This is a genomic window from Streptomyces herbicida, assembly GCF_032656585.1.
In the GTDB taxonomy this organism is placed as follows: domain Bacteria; phylum Actinomycetota; class Actinomycetes; order Streptomycetales; family Streptomycetaceae; genus Streptomyces; species Streptomyces herbicida.
Window position 1 is genome coordinate 173,711 of the sequence record NZ_JAUYWJ010000018.1, and the last position, 15,608, is coordinate 189,318.

General features: G+C 66.8%; 10 protein-coding genes and 1 pseudogene. 7 read left to right on the forward strand and 4 right to left on the reverse strand.

Annotated features, from left to right (window positions below):
• Positions 1-3 precede the first annotated feature (3 nt).
• Both Q8A52_RS49205 and Q8A52_RS33350 read right to left on the reverse strand, forming a co-directional pair.
• Positions 4-258 carry a winged helix-turn-helix transcriptional regulator gene (locus tag Q8A52_RS49205; RefSeq protein WP_361618166.1) on the reverse strand — a complete coding sequence of 85 codons (255 nt, stop codon included), beginning with the start codon at positions 256-258 and terminating at the stop codon, positions 4-6.
• Positions 259-794: 536 nt separating this feature from the next.
• On the reverse strand, positions 795-1,943 hold the full coding sequence (locus Q8A52_RS33350) for a M64 family metallopeptidase (protein WP_316758239.1): 1,149 nt from the start codon (positions 1,941-1,943) through the stop codon (positions 795-797).
• A gap of 550 nt (positions 1,944-2,493) precedes the next feature.
• Here Q8A52_RS33350 and Q8A52_RS33355 point away from each other — a divergent pair.
• The 3 genes from Q8A52_RS33355 (at position 2,494) to Q8A52_RS49210 (ending at position 5,756) form a co-directional block, all read left to right on the forward strand.
• Positions 2,494-2,913 (forward strand): hypothetical protein, encoded by a 420-nt coding sequence (locus tag Q8A52_RS33355; RefSeq protein ID WP_316758241.1) that lies wholly within the window; start codon positions 2,494-2,496, stop codon positions 2,911-2,913.
• A gap of 933 nt (positions 2,914-3,846) precedes the next feature.
• A complete protein-coding gene (locus Q8A52_RS33360; protein ID WP_316758242.1) occupies positions 3,847-4,221 on the forward strand; it encodes a hypothetical protein in 375 nt (124 codons plus the stop codon).
• A gap of 329 nt (positions 4,222-4,550) precedes the next feature.
• Positions 4,551-5,756, forward strand: a complete 1,206-nt coding sequence (locus Q8A52_RS49210; protein WP_408649296.1) for an NAD(P)/FAD-dependent oxidoreductase — start codon at positions 4,551-4,553, stop codon at positions 5,754-5,756.
• Positions 5,757-5,874: 118 nt separating this feature from the next.
• Here Q8A52_RS49210 and Q8A52_RS33365 read toward each other — a convergent pair whose 3' ends face one another.
• Positions 5,875-8,247, reverse strand: coding sequence for a SpoIIE family protein phosphatase (locus Q8A52_RS33365; protein WP_316758244.1), 2,373 nt, complete (start codon positions 8,245-8,247; stop codon positions 5,875-5,877).
• 687 nt (positions 8,248-8,934) lie between these two features.
• Here Q8A52_RS33365 and Q8A52_RS49215 point away from each other — a divergent pair.
• Both Q8A52_RS49215 and Q8A52_RS33370 read left to right on the forward strand, forming a co-directional pair.
• Positions 8,935-9,282: pseudogene (locus tag Q8A52_RS49215) on the forward strand (maleylpyruvate isomerase N-terminal domain-containing protein); the annotation flags it as partial.
• Positions 9,283-9,294: 12 nt separating this feature from the next.
• On the forward strand, positions 9,295-9,597 hold the full coding sequence (locus Q8A52_RS33370; protein ID WP_316758246.1) for a hypothetical protein: 303 nt from the start codon (positions 9,295-9,297) through the stop codon (positions 9,595-9,597).
• A 113-nt stretch (positions 9,598-9,710) separates the two neighbouring features.
• Here the strand turns inward: Q8A52_RS33370 and Q8A52_RS33375 are convergent, their stop codons facing one another.
• Positions 9,711-11,312: a stealth family protein gene (locus Q8A52_RS33375; RefSeq protein ID WP_316758248.1), complete on the reverse strand. Its 1,602-nt coding sequence runs from the start codon at positions 11,310-11,312 to the stop codon at positions 9,711-9,713.
• Positions 11,313-11,852: 540 nt separating this feature from the next.
• Here Q8A52_RS33375 and Q8A52_RS33380 point away from each other — a divergent pair.
• Positions 11,853-12,773: a hypothetical protein gene (locus Q8A52_RS33380; protein ID WP_316758251.1), complete on the forward strand. Its 921-nt coding sequence runs from the start codon at positions 11,853-11,855 to the stop codon at positions 12,771-12,773.
• On the forward strand, positions 12,770-15,601 hold the full coding sequence (locus tag Q8A52_RS33385; RefSeq protein WP_316758253.1) for a stealth conserved region 3 domain-containing protein: 2,832 nt from the start codon (positions 12,770-12,772) through the stop codon (positions 15,599-15,601). Before Q8A52_RS33380 ends, Q8A52_RS33385 begins: the two co-directional genes overlap by 4 nt.
• Positions 15,602-15,608 lie beyond the last annotated feature (7 nt).

Sequence of the window (15,608 nt, forward strand, 5' to 3'; positions counted from 1 at the left end):
ACGTCAGCGACTTGTAAGGAGCAGCCCTCGAACGAGTCCACAAGACCGCTGGTGCGACGTGACCGAACATGAGGCGGACAGCCGATCGGTGAGCATCGTGGTGCTGATCGGGGGGATGACGGCATTCAGTTCGCCGTGCCGGGCCACCCACCGGGCGAGGGCGTGCCGGATGATGCTGTTCCACTGCTGACTCAGTACCTCAAACACGGCGGCGACGTCCGGATCCACTTCCAGCGACACCAGGCCACAAGCTGCCATCGGCGTTCTGCTCTTTGTCTCGCGACCGGGCCAGTCTGTCCGCCTACGCTGCCGCCATGGCCGAGGAGACAGCGGCACGGCAAGTCATGGACGCCTGCGGCGGCGGATCGAGGCGTAGCCTCGTGAGCACGCGCCTCTGCGCCTGTACGACGCCTCACACCGAGCCCGTTCCACGAGCGCCAATCCCCCGCCCCTGGGACAGCTCATTCTCCCGGCATGGCGCGGCCCACGACGCCGTCACGACCGGACATCACCTGTATCGCCCGCATTTGGGGTGTGGGTGGCCGAGACAGGGGGGGTGACCCACGAGCACGGCCTCGCCTTCTCCAAAGTCCGACTTCTGCTACCGGAGAGGTGAACCGGCATCGAAGAGTGGCCGCTGTCGTTCCCAGGGACAATCGCCGTCCGCAAGAACGGGGTGGTCCCGTTCGCTCCTCAGACCGATGACGGACCATCAGCGGGCTGACAGGTCGAGGATGCCGACGCTGGTCCGGCGCCCGACCTGTTCAGCGGGCAGGGCGGGAAGGGCCTCCGTGTCAGCGTACCGTCCACGTCAGGGAGGTGATGGCCTGTGCTCGGATGGCAGGATCCCGCATGGCCGTCGTGTGGTCGGTCACGGTCGCCGTGACCTTGTGGCCGCGACCTCGAACCCCCAGTTCACGTGGCGTCACGGACAGATCGCCCGTCGCCGACAGGACCCGCCTGCCGTCGACGTACCAGGTCAGTTCGAGATCGGCGAGGCCGCTCAGTGGTGCGAGGCGTACCGTGATGGGGCGTCCTTGCCCGATGGGCCGGGATCGAGGGAGGGATGAGGTCAGCGCGTCAGCGTCGGCGTAGAAGCCGGCGATCATCGCCTCGCGGCCCACGACGTTGAACTCGGTCGAGGCCAAGGAGCGCATGATGGACGTCTCGGTCGGACGGTAGATGCCCGCCTCGTAGTACCCCCCGCCTTCGTACGTGCCCACAACCGAACCGGACGGGTCCTGGGCCCCGAGCCAGCGGTACCACTTCGTCGCCCCCAGATCGCGGCGGATGGTGAGGTTGGCAGTGGCCGGTTCCTCGGCGGAAGGGTATGTGCCGTAGCCCGTGTATTGGTACTCGTCGGCCAAGTGACCTATGGAGTGGCCCAGTTCGTGGGCGCCTATGAGGTAGGACCTGTCGTTGTCGGACGACATCGTCGCCACCCCGTGGAAGGTGGAGCCCGGCGGCAGGTCGGCGGCGGAGTAGCCCGCACCGCCGTACTTGGTGGAGTTGGCGACAACGAAGACGATGTCCGCGTCCGGGGCCAGGCCCGCGTACTGCGCGACCTCATCGGTGTCGACGCACAGCAGGCGCTCGATGCCGTCGCAGAAGAAGGAGGAATCCAGCGCGGTGTCCTTCACGACGTCGGCCCCCGGGTCACCGGAGACGCCTGACTCGTTGGAGACGGTGTTGACCAACCAGATGTTGAACAGGCCGCGGTAGCTCCGGTACGGCTCGATACCGAAGATCGCGTCCAGCTTCTCCTCGGCGTCGGCCGTGAACTCGCCCTGTTCGTCCTCGGTGTAGCCGTCGCCCATCACCACCAGGTCGAGCCGCCCGGACACCGGTCCGGTGCGCTGGAATGCCTTCACCGCCGGGGTGGTGCCCGCCAGGGCCGACCTACGGCGGACGATCCGGCCAGGGGCGTCCGACGGGACGGTCACCTGACGGGGCTCGGACCGAGGTCCGGGGAAGTACTCGACGTGCTGAGTATGGACCGGAGGGACGGCCGCCTCGGCCGGTCCTGACTTCACTCCGCCGACCAGCGCCATCGTGGCGGCCAGGACAGCCCCGGCAGCGGTGATCCTGCGGATACGTGGTCTTGCGCGGTGCGGCACGGCAACCTCGCTTAAGTATTCAGTTAAGTGAACTTAACGCCGCGCTTAATTTAGGAGACCTGGCCACAACTGGCAAGACTTGCACCACAGTTGATCGACCACTCAGAGCCGCAACTACGCGACAACAGCTTCACGGACAGGAGTTGCGCGCATCTGTGGCTCTTTCACACGCAGGTGTGGAAGCCAGCCGCCCGCATGCAGTACGCCTGTACCGGAGCCCACGGGCAGGCCTTCCACGCCAGTGAACTGCTGGCCCTGTACGAGCAGTTCCTCGAGGAACTGCAGATCTTCCCCCGGACGCCCGCAGCAGAGGCCCGTCAACAGGAACACTGGTGTCCGAGCCCGGCCGGGCTCTTCAGTAACTCACGGAGGATTCATGGCTTTTGCTACGGCAAGACGCGTCGCTTCGCTGGGACTGGCAACCGCGATCCTGTCCGTGTTGCCCGTCGGGCACGCGAACGCCGCCACCTACCCGACGAGTGAGTACGCGGTCCCCTACGGCCAGACCTACACCAAGGGGACACTGACCTGGTACAACAGGTCGGTCCAGCTCACCGGTGAGCAAAAGTCGGTCAGCGCATCGAGCTGCCGCCTGACCTACGTCGCGGCCTACCGATCCGACGGCGGCCCCAACTACACCCGGCTGAGCGAACGCACCACCAAACCCGTGTGCGGCAAGTCGATTGCCATCTCCGTGGCCGTCCCCGCAGACGTCGTCGGCGGAGCGGACTTCCTGTACATCTGCCTGGACGACGCACGCAACCACTTGAACTGCCTGACCTTCAACAGGCCGTAAGCGGCTGCCCAATACAACGCCGTCGCACCCCGCCTCGATCACGGTCAAGGCAAGCCCCACGACCGTGAAGGCCGGGCACACGGTCCGGTTCACCGGGCGCACCTCTGGCATTCGGACCGGAGCATCAGTGATCCTGCAGATGAACAAGAGCGGTAAGTGGGTTCCGCTTCACGTCAACTCCAAGGTCAAAAAGGGCAACGCGTACGCCCTCGCGACCCGAGTGAACATGAAAGGCACTCAACAATTCCGAGTTGCCTCGGGTAAGACCCACTCTCCCACTGTCAACGTGACAGTGCAGTAGGCCATTTCCTCACCGAGGAAGAGAGAGCCCTCGGTGCACGGCCGCTCCGCGTCTGGATGTGATCCTCAGGCCGGAGCGGCCTCCATTGCGCCTGCGATACCGCAGTTCGATCCGTCTCCCGGGTGCGACAGAGTACGAACCGGAGAGCCAACCGCCCGAACCTTGAAGTACGCCACTCGGCGCGACCTGGTGCTCCTGGTCGCCCGAGGGCGCCCCGGCACTCCATCACGCGGCCTCGACGGCTCCCTGGGCACGGCCGACTGCCGAAAATCGTTCTGCATCCACCATGGGCCGGCGCTCCAAAGCAGGCCGTGGCCGACCTGACAGCGGTCGGCTTCACTCCGCCGGAGCCGTACCGGAGCGTCAGTACACCGTGGACTTCCCTGTAAAACAACCGGCTGCAGGGTCATCGTGCCCCCCAACCTGAACAACGTACGAACCCGCGGACGCCGCATCTGGGCCTGCGCGTCAATCCTGGTCATCGGGCGAGCTTTGCAGACCGCCTTTCGATCATTGTGTGTCACCTGTGGAGAGGCGCCCCTGGGGCCGGATCCGCCAGCCTACGGTGCGGCCACGAGGGCGGGTCCGGAACCGGCGGCCCGCTGAAGCCGACAACCAAAGGGGAGGCTCCGATGACGAATGTGGAAGTGTCACTGAAGGAGATGATGGCGGGGGTCGATGGGGCGCTGGGGGCGGCCGTCGTCGACTACACCAGCGGCATGGCCCTTGGCACCCTGGGCGGGGGCAAGGGCCTGGACATGACGGTCGCCGCGGCCGGGAACACGGATGTCATCCGCTCCGAGGTGCGCACCATGGAGCGTCTGGGTCTCAAGGGCCAGGTCGAGGACATCCTGATCACCCTGGAGAAGCAGTACCACCTCATCCGGCTGGTCGCCGGCCGTAACGGCAACGGGCTGTTCCTGTACCTCGTGCTCGACAAGACCCGCTCGAACCTGGCGATGGCTCGCCATCAACTCAAGAAAGTGGAGGAGCAGCTCGAGGTTTAGGCCGTCCCAAAGCCGGGCTGACGTGTGCCCATGAATTGAAGAGTTCTTCAAGTCATCACATGCACATGATCCCATTTCGTGGATTCGGGCGGCGCGGCCCAGCCGGAAAAGGCCTGCGGGGCGGGGCCGTGAGCGTCGGCGCGTCCTCGGGGCGCCGACGCTCACGGCCCCGGCGAGGAAATCATCGCCTTCGTACGGAGCTTGCTCCGCCCCGCGCCCTCTCCGAACCGCGCTCAAGCGCACTCGGCGTTCCCTGCGCATCGAGGAATGAGCTTCCTGCCGTGTGGGGGCCGATGCGCGGAGCGCCTCAACTGCCGTGATACGGCGCAGTGTGCGGCCTGCTCGTTGTTGGCGGAGGTCCGGGCGGTCCGGCAGCGGCGGTGGACGGTGCCTCTGAAGGGCTTGACACGGCCCTCGTCGACGCGGCCGCCTTCGGCGGCCAGGCCGGCACGTCCTCGAGAATTGAGAACTACCTCGGATTCCCGGCTGGTCTCCCGGCCGCTGAGCTGGCTGCCCGGGGGGCGATCCAGGCGACGAAGTTCGGGGTCGAGCTCCGCCGGAACGCCCGCGCGACGGCCTTCGTGAGCCACGATGGTCTGCACGCTGTCAGGTGCGACGACGGACGGGTCTGCAAGGCTCGCGACGTGATGATCGCCACCGGAGCCGAGTACCGGCGCCTGGCCGTCCCCGGCATCGAGGCCTGGGAGGGCAACGGTGTCTACTACGCCGCCACGGTGGCCGAGGCCAGGCACTCGATCGGACGGCCCGTGGCTGTGATCGGCGGTGCGAACTCGGCCGGCCAGGCAGCGATGTTCTTGTCCCGGACGTCCGATCTGGTCCATCTCGTTGTTCGGAGCCAGGACTTGGACCACTCGATGTCGCGCTATCTGATCGACGCGATCGCCTCCAACCCGAAGATCCAGGTACGGGTTCGAACGGAAGCAGTCGGCATTACGGGGGGCTCTGCGGTCACCGGGCTCGAGGCCGTGGACCCCACGACGGAGAAACGCTCCGCTTTGGAGGTCGCGCGGTCTTCGTGTTCATTGGTGCCACCCCGTGCACAGGCTGGCTCGACGCCCAACTGGCGGTGGACTCCGAGGGCTTCCTGCTCACCGGGCACGAACTCGACGCTTTCCCACCAGGCCTGCGAGCGCCGTTTCCCTTTGAAACCAGTGTGCCCGGCGTCTTCTGCGTCGGCGACGTGCGCAGCGGAAGCGTCAAGCGGGTCGCTACAGCTGTCGGCGAGGGCTCCGCGGCGGTTCGGCTTGACTTTGAACGACGGAGAGCCGACGGGGTGGAAATCCCATGATCACCGGCTTCCGTGGCCGTCCACGGGGGCAGGGCCGGTCGCCGTTCGCCAAGGGGCGGACCCAGGTATCGAGACTCTTTCGATCGCCGTCGGTCTGCGCTCGGGCAAACACCCTGGCCGGCTCCGTGCTCGGGCGCCCGAGTCCCCTCGTGACACGCTCAATACCGAGGTCCTGGCTCTGCTACGGCGGGTTTGCGACGACGCCCGCCCATGGGCCGTCCGCTGACGGCCGCGCAGCACAACTGGTCCGGAAGGTCACCAAGGACCTGGAAGGGCCCTGGCAGGCCACCACGTGAGAGTGGCGCCACGGCGTCGGTGAGCGGCGCGGCTCCATCCGCCTCCAGCTAAGGAAAGGCCAGTTCGGCCCAGATCGTCTTCCCGGATGCGGTGTACCGCGTGCCCCAGCGCTGGGACAACTGGGCCACGAGGAACAGGCCGCGGCCTCCCTCGTCGTCCCGACGCGCTCGCCGCAGGTGTGGCGCGGTGTGCGCGTTGTCGGACACCTCGCACAGCAGGCAGCGATCCTTGATCAGCCTCAGCATGACGGGTCCGGTGGCGTACCGCATGCCGTTGGTGACCAGCTCGCTCACCACGAGTTCGGCGTTGAACGACAGTTCGGACAGGCCCCAGGCCTCCAATTGGCGCTCGGTGAGTGTGCGGGCGTGAGCCACCATGGCCGGGTCGGGCGGCAGCTCCAGGTCCGCCACATGGTCGGGGTCGAGCCGCCGGGTGCGGATGAGCAGCAGCGTGGCATCGTCCACCTGGGGTCCGGGCGGCAAGGCCGACAGCGCCCGGTCACACAGCTCCTCCAGCGGGCATCGTTGCCAGGTGAGAACCTGGGCCAGGCGGTCGATCCCGCTGTCGATGTCAGTGCGCCGGTCCTCCACGACGCCGTCGGTGAAGAACGCCACCAAGCTGCCGCTGGACAAGTGCAGGTCAACGTTCTCGTATGGCAGGCCGCCCAGCCCCAGGGGCGGTCCCGGCGTCAGCGCGGACAAGGCCACCGAGCCGCTCGCATCGGCCACGATCGGCGGGGGATGACCCGCGCTTGCCCAGGTACAACGGCCGTTGACGGGGTTGTAGATCGCGTACAGGCAGGTCACCCCGAGCGCTTCGTCGCTCAGCCCGTCATTTGCGCGGGGTTCCGAGTCCTGTGCGACCAGGCCGTCCAGCCGGGTGAGCAATTCGGCCGGATCCAGATCCAGCAGGGCCAGCGTCCGTACGGTGGCGCGCAGTCGCCCCATGGTCGCGGCCGCGTGCACGCCGTGGCCCACCACGTCACCGACGGTCATGCCCACTCTGGCACCGGACAGCGGAATCAGGTCGAACCAGTCGCCGCCGACGCCCACGCGGTTGTCGGCAGGCAGGTAGCGGTACGCCACCTCGACCGCGCTCTGCTCGGGCAGGTGCTGGGGCAGCAGGCTTCGCTGCAGTACAAGGGCTGCCGCATGCTGACTGGTGTATCGGCGCGCGTTGTCGATGCCGACGGCAGCTCGCTCGGCCAGTTCCACGGCGAGCGTCTGCTCCTCGGGCCCGAAGGGGTCGGGGTTGCTGCTGCGCCGAAAGGTGGCGAGGCCCAGGACGGCATCCCGGGTGAGCAGCGGCACGAAGAGGCCGGAGTGCGAGGCGGCCGATCCCACCTCGCCCGGCGCCTCGGGCGGGGAGGCGTCGACGACGAGGCGGCCGGTGGCCAGACTCAGAGCCTGCGGCGACGACGGTGGATAGGAGACGGGACTGGTCCGGAACTCTTCCGGGGTCCTGCCGTGCATCCGCAGCAGACTGTGCCCCGGCGCCGAGCCCGTCGGGGGCTGACGTCCCTCGATGACCGCCGGCGGCAGGTCCACGAGCACCTCGTCCGCCAGCTGCGGTACCGCCACGTCGACGAGCTCCGCGGCGGTACGCCGCACGTCCAGCGAGGCACCGATGCGCTTTCCGGCCCGGACGAGCAGCGACAGCCGTTCCTGGGCGCGGTAGCGGTCGGTGATGTCCAGGGACTCCTCGAACAGCCCCAGCAGCTCACCCCGGGCGTCCACCAACCGGTGGTAAGAGCAGGACCAGACATGCTCGCGCACCGGGTCGGCGGGGGCGCGGCCGCGATAGTGCATGCCCATGATCGGTTCGCCCGTCGTCATGACGTGCTCCATGATCTGGTCCTCGTCCGGGGGATGGTGGCGGGAGATGAATTCGCCTTCCGGAAAGAGATCCGCGGCCGGTCGGCCGATGTACTGGGCGATCCCCGCGAGCTCCAGATCGGTGGAGACGTTCCCCCAGACGACGCGCATGTCGGTGTCGAAGATCGTCAGGCCCACGGTCGACTCGGTCGCCATTCCCTGGAGCATCGCCAGCTGCGCCTCCCAGCCGCGCAGCGCCTCCAGTTCGGCCGCGAGCACGACGGTTGCGGCGACACCCAGGTGCTCGAGCGGGCTGAACGTCACGGCCGCCCGCAGGGTACGTCCGTCCCGACAGCACAGGTCCAGGACGGTGCTGCGGGGTCTCTGCGTCTTGCAGAGGGCCGACAGCCGCTGTCCGGAAGCCCCTGCCAGCAGTCGGCCGGCCGGCTTTCCGAGCACATCCTCCGGGGAATGTCCGAGGAGACGCTGGGCCGAGGCTCCCCACCCGGATATGCGGCCGTCGGCGTCCAGTACCGCGGCGGCGGCCTTGGAGAGGTCCAAAGGACTGTGGAAATCGACGTTGGCCGTATTCGGAAAACGATCCATGACACCGCTTCCCTCCGTGCTCCCTCAGCATCCCGTGCCGCACGAGGGACGACAACCGCACGCACGATTACCACTTGCTCACGCAGGGCGACCCCCAATGGATTCCGGCCGTGGCCCGCCATGCAGTGCAGAGCGATCCGGAACCGGGCCGCAGCACGCAGTACGGGGCGCTCGAAGCGCTGACCTGCATACACACCGCTTCCGGCCGACATCCGCCAGATTCGAGCCGGTGTCTCTTTGAGAGACTCAAGACGCTGCTTCCGCGCCTACTCGGCATAGTCGGGGATCTCGTGTCTGACGGAGATCCACAACGAGACGAGCGTGGGCGGCGCCTCCAGTCTCGGAAGAGGGCGGAGCGTACAACCGTGCCCGGCGTCTGCCCGAGGGCCTGGCTGAGCGCCGCGCGCGACCTTGGGGGCGGATGGCTGGGTATGCGGACGGGTGCCCACGGACGGCCTGACGGCTCCCCGATGTGGTCAGGGGCGGGCTCCGGCCAAGCCGCGGGAACGCAGAACCCGGCACTCCAGCGGTGCGAACAGCGGCAGGTCGACCTCGGCTCGGCAGCACCTCGGTCGGACGACGGACAAACGAGACCCGTATGGGCCGTCCGCACGCCCGCACCGAGACGACGGAGCTCTCGCCGAGGGGACATGAGGTGTGTCGGTGGCCCCGGTTACGGTGCTGAGCATGACACTGTGGATCAACTGCGGCGTCGTGGCGTGGCTGGAGAAGACCGCACGGGGAAGACGAAACCGTCCTGGTGTACTTCAAGGGGACCGGCCTGATGAAGCCGGTTTCTGGGCCGCCGCCGTCAACGTCGGCCCGGCTGCCGCTCCACCGGTCAAGTCCACGTCGAAGGGCGTCGAGGCTGCGCCTCGGGAACCCGAGGCTCTGCTTGCCTGGACTGCCGCATCGACGCAGCAGCTACTGGGCGCGCTGTGCGAGGCCGGCCCGAATCGCGGTTGCTGGACAGATCACCCTGGGTGCCCCGCAACCGCTGCCGGACGAGGCGGCACTCGACGGTGTCGACGAGTTCGTGTCCACCTGTTGCCCGACGACGAGCGCCTGGCCGCGCACAAGCCCTCCGCCGTCGACTTCCTCGCCACCGAGGGCCGCTCCCGGCACCTTTCGCTGTCCGTCGACGGCGTACGGTTCACCCGTCCCCCCACGCCCGGCGCCATGCCCGACACCGCTGCCGGCGAGGGCCAGGACACGGTCGTCGCCTCCGCCCGGGGCACGGCCAGTGACGTGGTCCTCGTTCTGTACCACCGTAGCGCGATCGACTCCCTCCAACTCCACGGCGACAGCTGTGTGTTCGACGTGCTCCACGCCTGGAATCGGGATGAGTAGGACGTGACGACGCGCCCTGACACCACCGACTCGTCTCAGGCAGTCGTAGCCAGGAGCGCATCGGTGGCGCAGCACCGAAACGGTTCTCGGACGGCGCTGTTGACATCCGGCATTCAGGCGGGTTTCTCGAATCGGCTCGGCACGGGAAAGTAAGTGTCGAGGAAAGATCTCAAGAGCCGGTTGCACCGGTCGAAGTCTGCTTCCGTCGAGCAGGTGTCGTTGAGGCAGAACACCTTCTTGTCGCGTTTCAGCAGCAACTGGTCGAGTCGATTCGCCGAGTTGGGCAACGACACGTCGACGTAGACATAGGAGAGTTCCGACGGCAGAGCGCGCTGTGTGTGGAACGCGTAGTAGTGGTACAGAGACGATGGCACAGCCAGGTCGTCGGGTCCCCGGAATCGCGTGCTGGCCGTCAGCTGGTGCTGTTCGGGGAAGTCTTTTTCGATCTCGTCGAGAATGGTGCGCCGCAGGGGGTGCGGGACGTGGCGCATCTTCTGTACCAGCAGCCTGCCGAAGCGGTCTTGGACGATGGCCCTGTTGTTCTTGCCCGCGAGTGAAACCGGTGGGTCCTCGGTGAGGCGGGGGCCGAGGGGCACCAGGGCAGGTGAAGGGAAGAACTTGCTCAGGCCGTTGGCGAGGAAGAAGTCTTCGGGCAGGACCTCGTTCCCGAGGAAGACGTCATCGTTGAAGTAGAGGAACTGCTCGGACAGGCCCTCGATGTGGTGGAGCTGGCTTTCGATGGCGTGCGAGTTGAAGGTGGGGAGGTACTCCTGCCGACTGAATATGTCGCGGTGGCTGACGACTTTGATGCCGGGCTGGGCGGTGTCCAGCCACTCCGGCGTCTGGTCATCGGTGACGAGGTAGATGTTGCGGATCCACGGGGCGTGCATGGACAGCGAACGAAGCGAGTATCGGAGTTCGTCGTGGTCGGCATACCTGCCTGCGTTGGCCGCCTCCACATGAAGTCCCTCGCTCGACACGGCGGCCCGACGGCGCAACCACGCCGGATCGTTGCCGTCGACCCAGGTGTAGACCGCATCCACGGGAAAGGTGACGTCTCCCGGGAGCAGTGCCGTGAAGGCCTTGCGGGTGCGCACCGTTGCGGTGGAAGTGACATGGAGCCCGGTCGGCGCCGTGAAGTCCGCAAGGGGGGACCGCACTTCGGGCTCTTCCAGAGGCACGGAGTCGGTGACCGCGTTGCGTCGCGGTGCGTGGAGCATGCCGTCCTCCGGCGCCCAGAACTCGATCTCGCAGGCATGTTCGGGCCCCAGTACCAGATGTTCACTGGGCTCGGTGTGGAACCAGAACAGGCGCAGCGTCGACGCACCTGAACCCGCCCGCCACGCGCGCGCCCGGTAGGCAGGAGCGATACGGGAACCGCGGGCTCCTCGGCGTACCAGATACCCCGGCACCTCATGACACAGCTTGCGGAGTGCGCTCACGGCCCGCTGCCGGTCGCCGACGGGCACCGCGACGATGGTGGAGTGCCGCTCCTGACCGCGTATGCAGAAGTAGTCGATGCCGGAGTGCTCCAGGGCGGCTGTCACCTTGGACAGGTTGGATGCCCGGGCCACGTGCGGCGCAAGGCTCACCTCACTGAATGCGATACGCGCACGGCCATGGGCCCACGTGACGACGGCACCCGTGGCCGCAATCCGTGAACGACACAGCAGCGCCAGCAGCGATTGCATCATGCGGCGCACGGCGGCCGTCACGGACGCACCACTCACCAAAGCCTTGAGCTTCCTTCGCGACTCGGGCGAGTATCGGCGCGCGATGGTTCGCCGCAGCCGGTGAGGCATTAAGGCGCGGTAGGCCCTGACAAGAGCAGCTCCTTCAGCATTGACTGAGCGGCTGTTGGTGGATCGCGGTTCAGCTGAGGAAGTTCGGGACTGCATCGGTGACTGAGGCACTTCTTGTTCGGCGGCGGTTGGGTCCATGGTGAGCCTTACCTTTCCCGGTCTCTCCAGGGCTGCCGGGAAGAGCGCCGGCAGTGCAAGAGACCTTCGCCTCGGTGAGGATGCCGCCAAAAACGGACAGGTTCACTGTCACGGCCGTAACAGGGATCACAGGCTTCCGAGGGAACGAATGGTTGCGGGGAGCAGTCCTGTTGGCCAACAAGTGTGCGTCCACTTTTATGTTCCAGCGTCAAGCGCAAGCAGAGGTAACCGAGTGCCATGAACCAAGCGTTGTTGTCCCATGCCGTGACCATTGCGGCGCGGGCCCGCCGTACGGTGGGTCGAGCCCGTGGCAGCATGGAACAGATCAGAACTGTTCCCGCCTTCGGTGGTCCGGGGCGTGGCCGGCCGGCGCTGCGCCCGGTTCACCTCTCGGTGCTCGGTGGCGGGACGCTCAACGTGGCTGTGCCTCAACCCGCTGGTCATGACGAACTCGTATCCGCGTCCCTGCACATGGAACGGCGCACGCAGTCACGCAGCATTCCCCTGGATCCGGAGTGCCAGCACGACGGATCCACTCTGCTGACAGCCACCACAGCGCTGTGCCATCCCCGCCATGACGACCCGCAGCAGCCTGGTCTCAGACTCGGGGACGGGCTGTGGCGGCTGACTGTCGTCATCGCATACCGCTCGGGTTCCACGGCACGGTTCGCTGTGACGGTGCCGCCCACGCCCGCTGGGGGTGGGCCCACTCGCCCGTCCTGTCCAAGTGCCGGTTCCGGCACGGTATTTCGGCTCGTGCGCTCCCTCGAGGGTCACGTGATGCTCAAAGTCATCGCTCCGCGCCGGCAAGCCGAACTCACCGGCTTCTCCGTGCGATGGGACCGCATCACCGTCCACGGCCGGCTGATCGCGCCTGGTCTCCAGCCCTCACGCTTCACTGCGGAAGCGGTACCGCGGACAGTGGGCAGCATCGTCCCGATCCGTCCCGAGTGGCAGGGAGATCGGTTCACGTTTGATGTACCGCTCGCCGCCATGTCCGTGGGAGCAAAGACGGCGCGTCTGTGGGACCTGCGTCTGCGGTGCGGCGGCACGAAGATCAAGATCGGCCGACAACTGACCGACGTCCGATATCCCAGCAAGGTCTTCCGAACTCCTTTCCGTACCGTCGCACTGCCCGACGGCACGCTGCTGCGGGTACACGCGCATGTCTCCGGAGGCGGAAGGGCCGCGGTGAGCTGCACCATCATTCCGACACCCGAGGACAGCACCCGATGAAGATCACTTTTCTGCTCACCTGGGCCGACGGGATGGGCGGCACAGAGATGGCTGTCTACACCCAGGCCGCGCACCTGGCACGACACCATGAAGTGGAAGTGCTCAGCGTCTTCAGGACCGCCGAGGAACCCTTCTTCGAGGCAGGCCTCGGGGTGTCACGCCGCTATCTCGTCGACCGCACCGGGCCCGTCGGCCGGCCGGTGCGCGCCAGCACTCTCGACGAGGGGACGTGCCGCTTCCTCACCTCGCTCCCCAGCGAGATCATCAAGCCCGACTGGGAGCCCACGTTCGACCGGCTCTCGGACATCGAGATGACGGCAGCGCTCTCCGTCCTGGACACCGACGTGCTGATCACGACGACTCCGGCTCTTCTGGCTGCCGCCGCGGAGCTGGTGCCCTGGAACGTCATCACCATCCACCAGGAACATCGTGCCTCCCAGCTGCGCGGGGTCACCGGCGAACCACTGCTGATGTACGCACCTGCGGTCGACGCACTCGTCTCACTCACCGAACGCACCAGCGAGTGGTTCGCCGACTCCCTCGGCTCGGCCGCACCGGTCCTGGCTGCCATACCCAATGCCGTCCCGGACGGCTTTCGGCCCCGCTCGGACCTCACGCACAAGACGATTGTCCTGGCCGCCCGAATGACGCCCGAGAAGCAGCTCGACCATGCCATCGAAGCGTTCGGATCCCTCTCCCAACAGCACCCCGAATGGACCATGCGCATCTTCGGGGACGGGCCGCAGCAAGTTCGTCTCCGCCGGATGATCGACGGGTTGAACCTCCACGACCGCGTCCAACTCCTCGGCCAGTCCACCCAGATGGCAAACGAGTGGGCCAAGGCGGGCATGGCTCTGCTGCCTTCCCGCAACGAGGCGTTCCCTCTGGTCCTGCTGGAGATGATGGCCGCCGGCCTGCCCGTTATCGCCTACGACGTCGTCACCGGCCCCGCAGAGATCATCCGCCATGGAGTCGACGGCCTGCTCGTCCCCGCAGCAGACAAGGAAGCCCTGGCCGATGCGATGTCCACGCTGATGGCCGATGACGCGCTGCGCCAGTCGTACGGCGCGGCCGGCCGTGCCGGTGTTCAGGAGCGATTCTCGGCGCAGCGCATCACGTCTCAGTGGGAAGAACTCTTCACCCGACTGGCCGACCGCCGGACCACGGCTGGCCGTACCGCCGACCGTGCGGACCGCATGGCTCGCAGGGTCGCCGCCGGCGGAAGCCGCCACTTCAACATCGCTGCCCCCGTCAGCATGCTTGCGGCTTCCACGGACGAACAGAAGGCCAGGGAGGTCATGCTCCAGGCCAAGGACCGTACGGGGAATCTCGTCAGAAGCGCCGGCCGTCTCGCCGAGGTACGAGACGACATCTCCGCGGCGCGCATGGCCGAGTGGAATCTCGAGCTCGTAGCCGAAGCGCTCACCGCACACCATGTCCCCTACCTCATGGTGCGCGACAGCACGCCCACCCATCGCCTCGCCGTCGAGGTCGAACACCGCGAGCAAGTTCTCGATGCTCTCGCCACCGCGCTCCACGCCCAACCCGTCTACGCGGAGCTGATCACTCCCAAGGGAGTGGCTCCAGGTGCGGTTCTGGCCGAGCGGCTGCGTGCAGTCGGGGAAGTCATGGGCCTGCGCGTCTTCAAACCGGTGACCACTGAGAGCCGCACACTGCGCTATGGCCCCGCGTACGGCTGCCAGGTCGAATTCTGGGCCGAGAACGACGAGAGCGAGGAGCTGCCCGGCTGGCGCCGGGCTCCCCGCGGATCCACCCTGATCGGACCCTGCCTGCCCGATCTGAAACCCACTGCACAACTGCGCATCGGCGAGCGCGACTATCCCACCGCGACAGCATTCACCGACCGCCTCATCGGGGACATCGACTTCCCCATCGACGCCGTCTACACATGGGTCGACGACACGGACCCCAAGTGGCGCGAACGGCGCGACGCGGCACGGAAGGCTGCGGGTATCGCCGACGAAGAGGCGGACAGCGGGGATGTGCGGTTCCGCAACCGCGACGAACTACGTTATTCGCTGCGGTCGTTGGCCATGTATGCCCCTTGGATCCGCAACATCTACATCGTCACCGACGACCAGATCCCGCACTGGCTGGACACTTCCCAGCCCGGCGTCACGATCGTCAGCCACCGTGAGATCTTCAGCAAGGCGGATTGGCTGCCCACATTCAACTCACACGCCATCGAGAGCCAACTCCACCACATCAGCGGCCTGTCAGAGCACTTTCTCTACTTCAACGACGACGTCTTCCTGGGCCGCCCCCTCACCCCGGAGGCATTTTTCACCAGCAACGGCCACACCCGCCTCTTCTGGTCACCCACCGCGGTTCCTCCCGTGCCGCTGTCCCAGGAGGACGAGGGCTACTTCGCCGCTGCCAAGAACAACCGCGCCCTGCTCCAGCGGGACTTCCAACGGACCGCCACACAGGGCTTTCTGCACACCCCCCACCCGCTTCGACGCAGCGTACTCACCGAGATCGAGGAGAAGTACCCGAGCGAGATCGCCACCACCGCATCCAGCGTCTTCCGGGCGAGGACGGACGTGTCCGTCCCCTCTTCACTGCACCACCACTACAGCTATCTGACCGGCCGGTCGCACCCCTCCGCCCTTTCCAGCTCATTCATCAACGCCGGCCGCTACGACCACCACACCCGTCTGAGCCGTCTGCTCGCCTCACGCAGCCACAGCGTGTTCTGCATCGGCGAATCTCCGAACGCAGAGGTCCCGATAGACGAACAGGACCGCGTCCTGCGGGCCTTCCTCACCGCCTACTTTCCTGTGCCGTCTCGGTTCGAAAGAAGCTGACCCCACA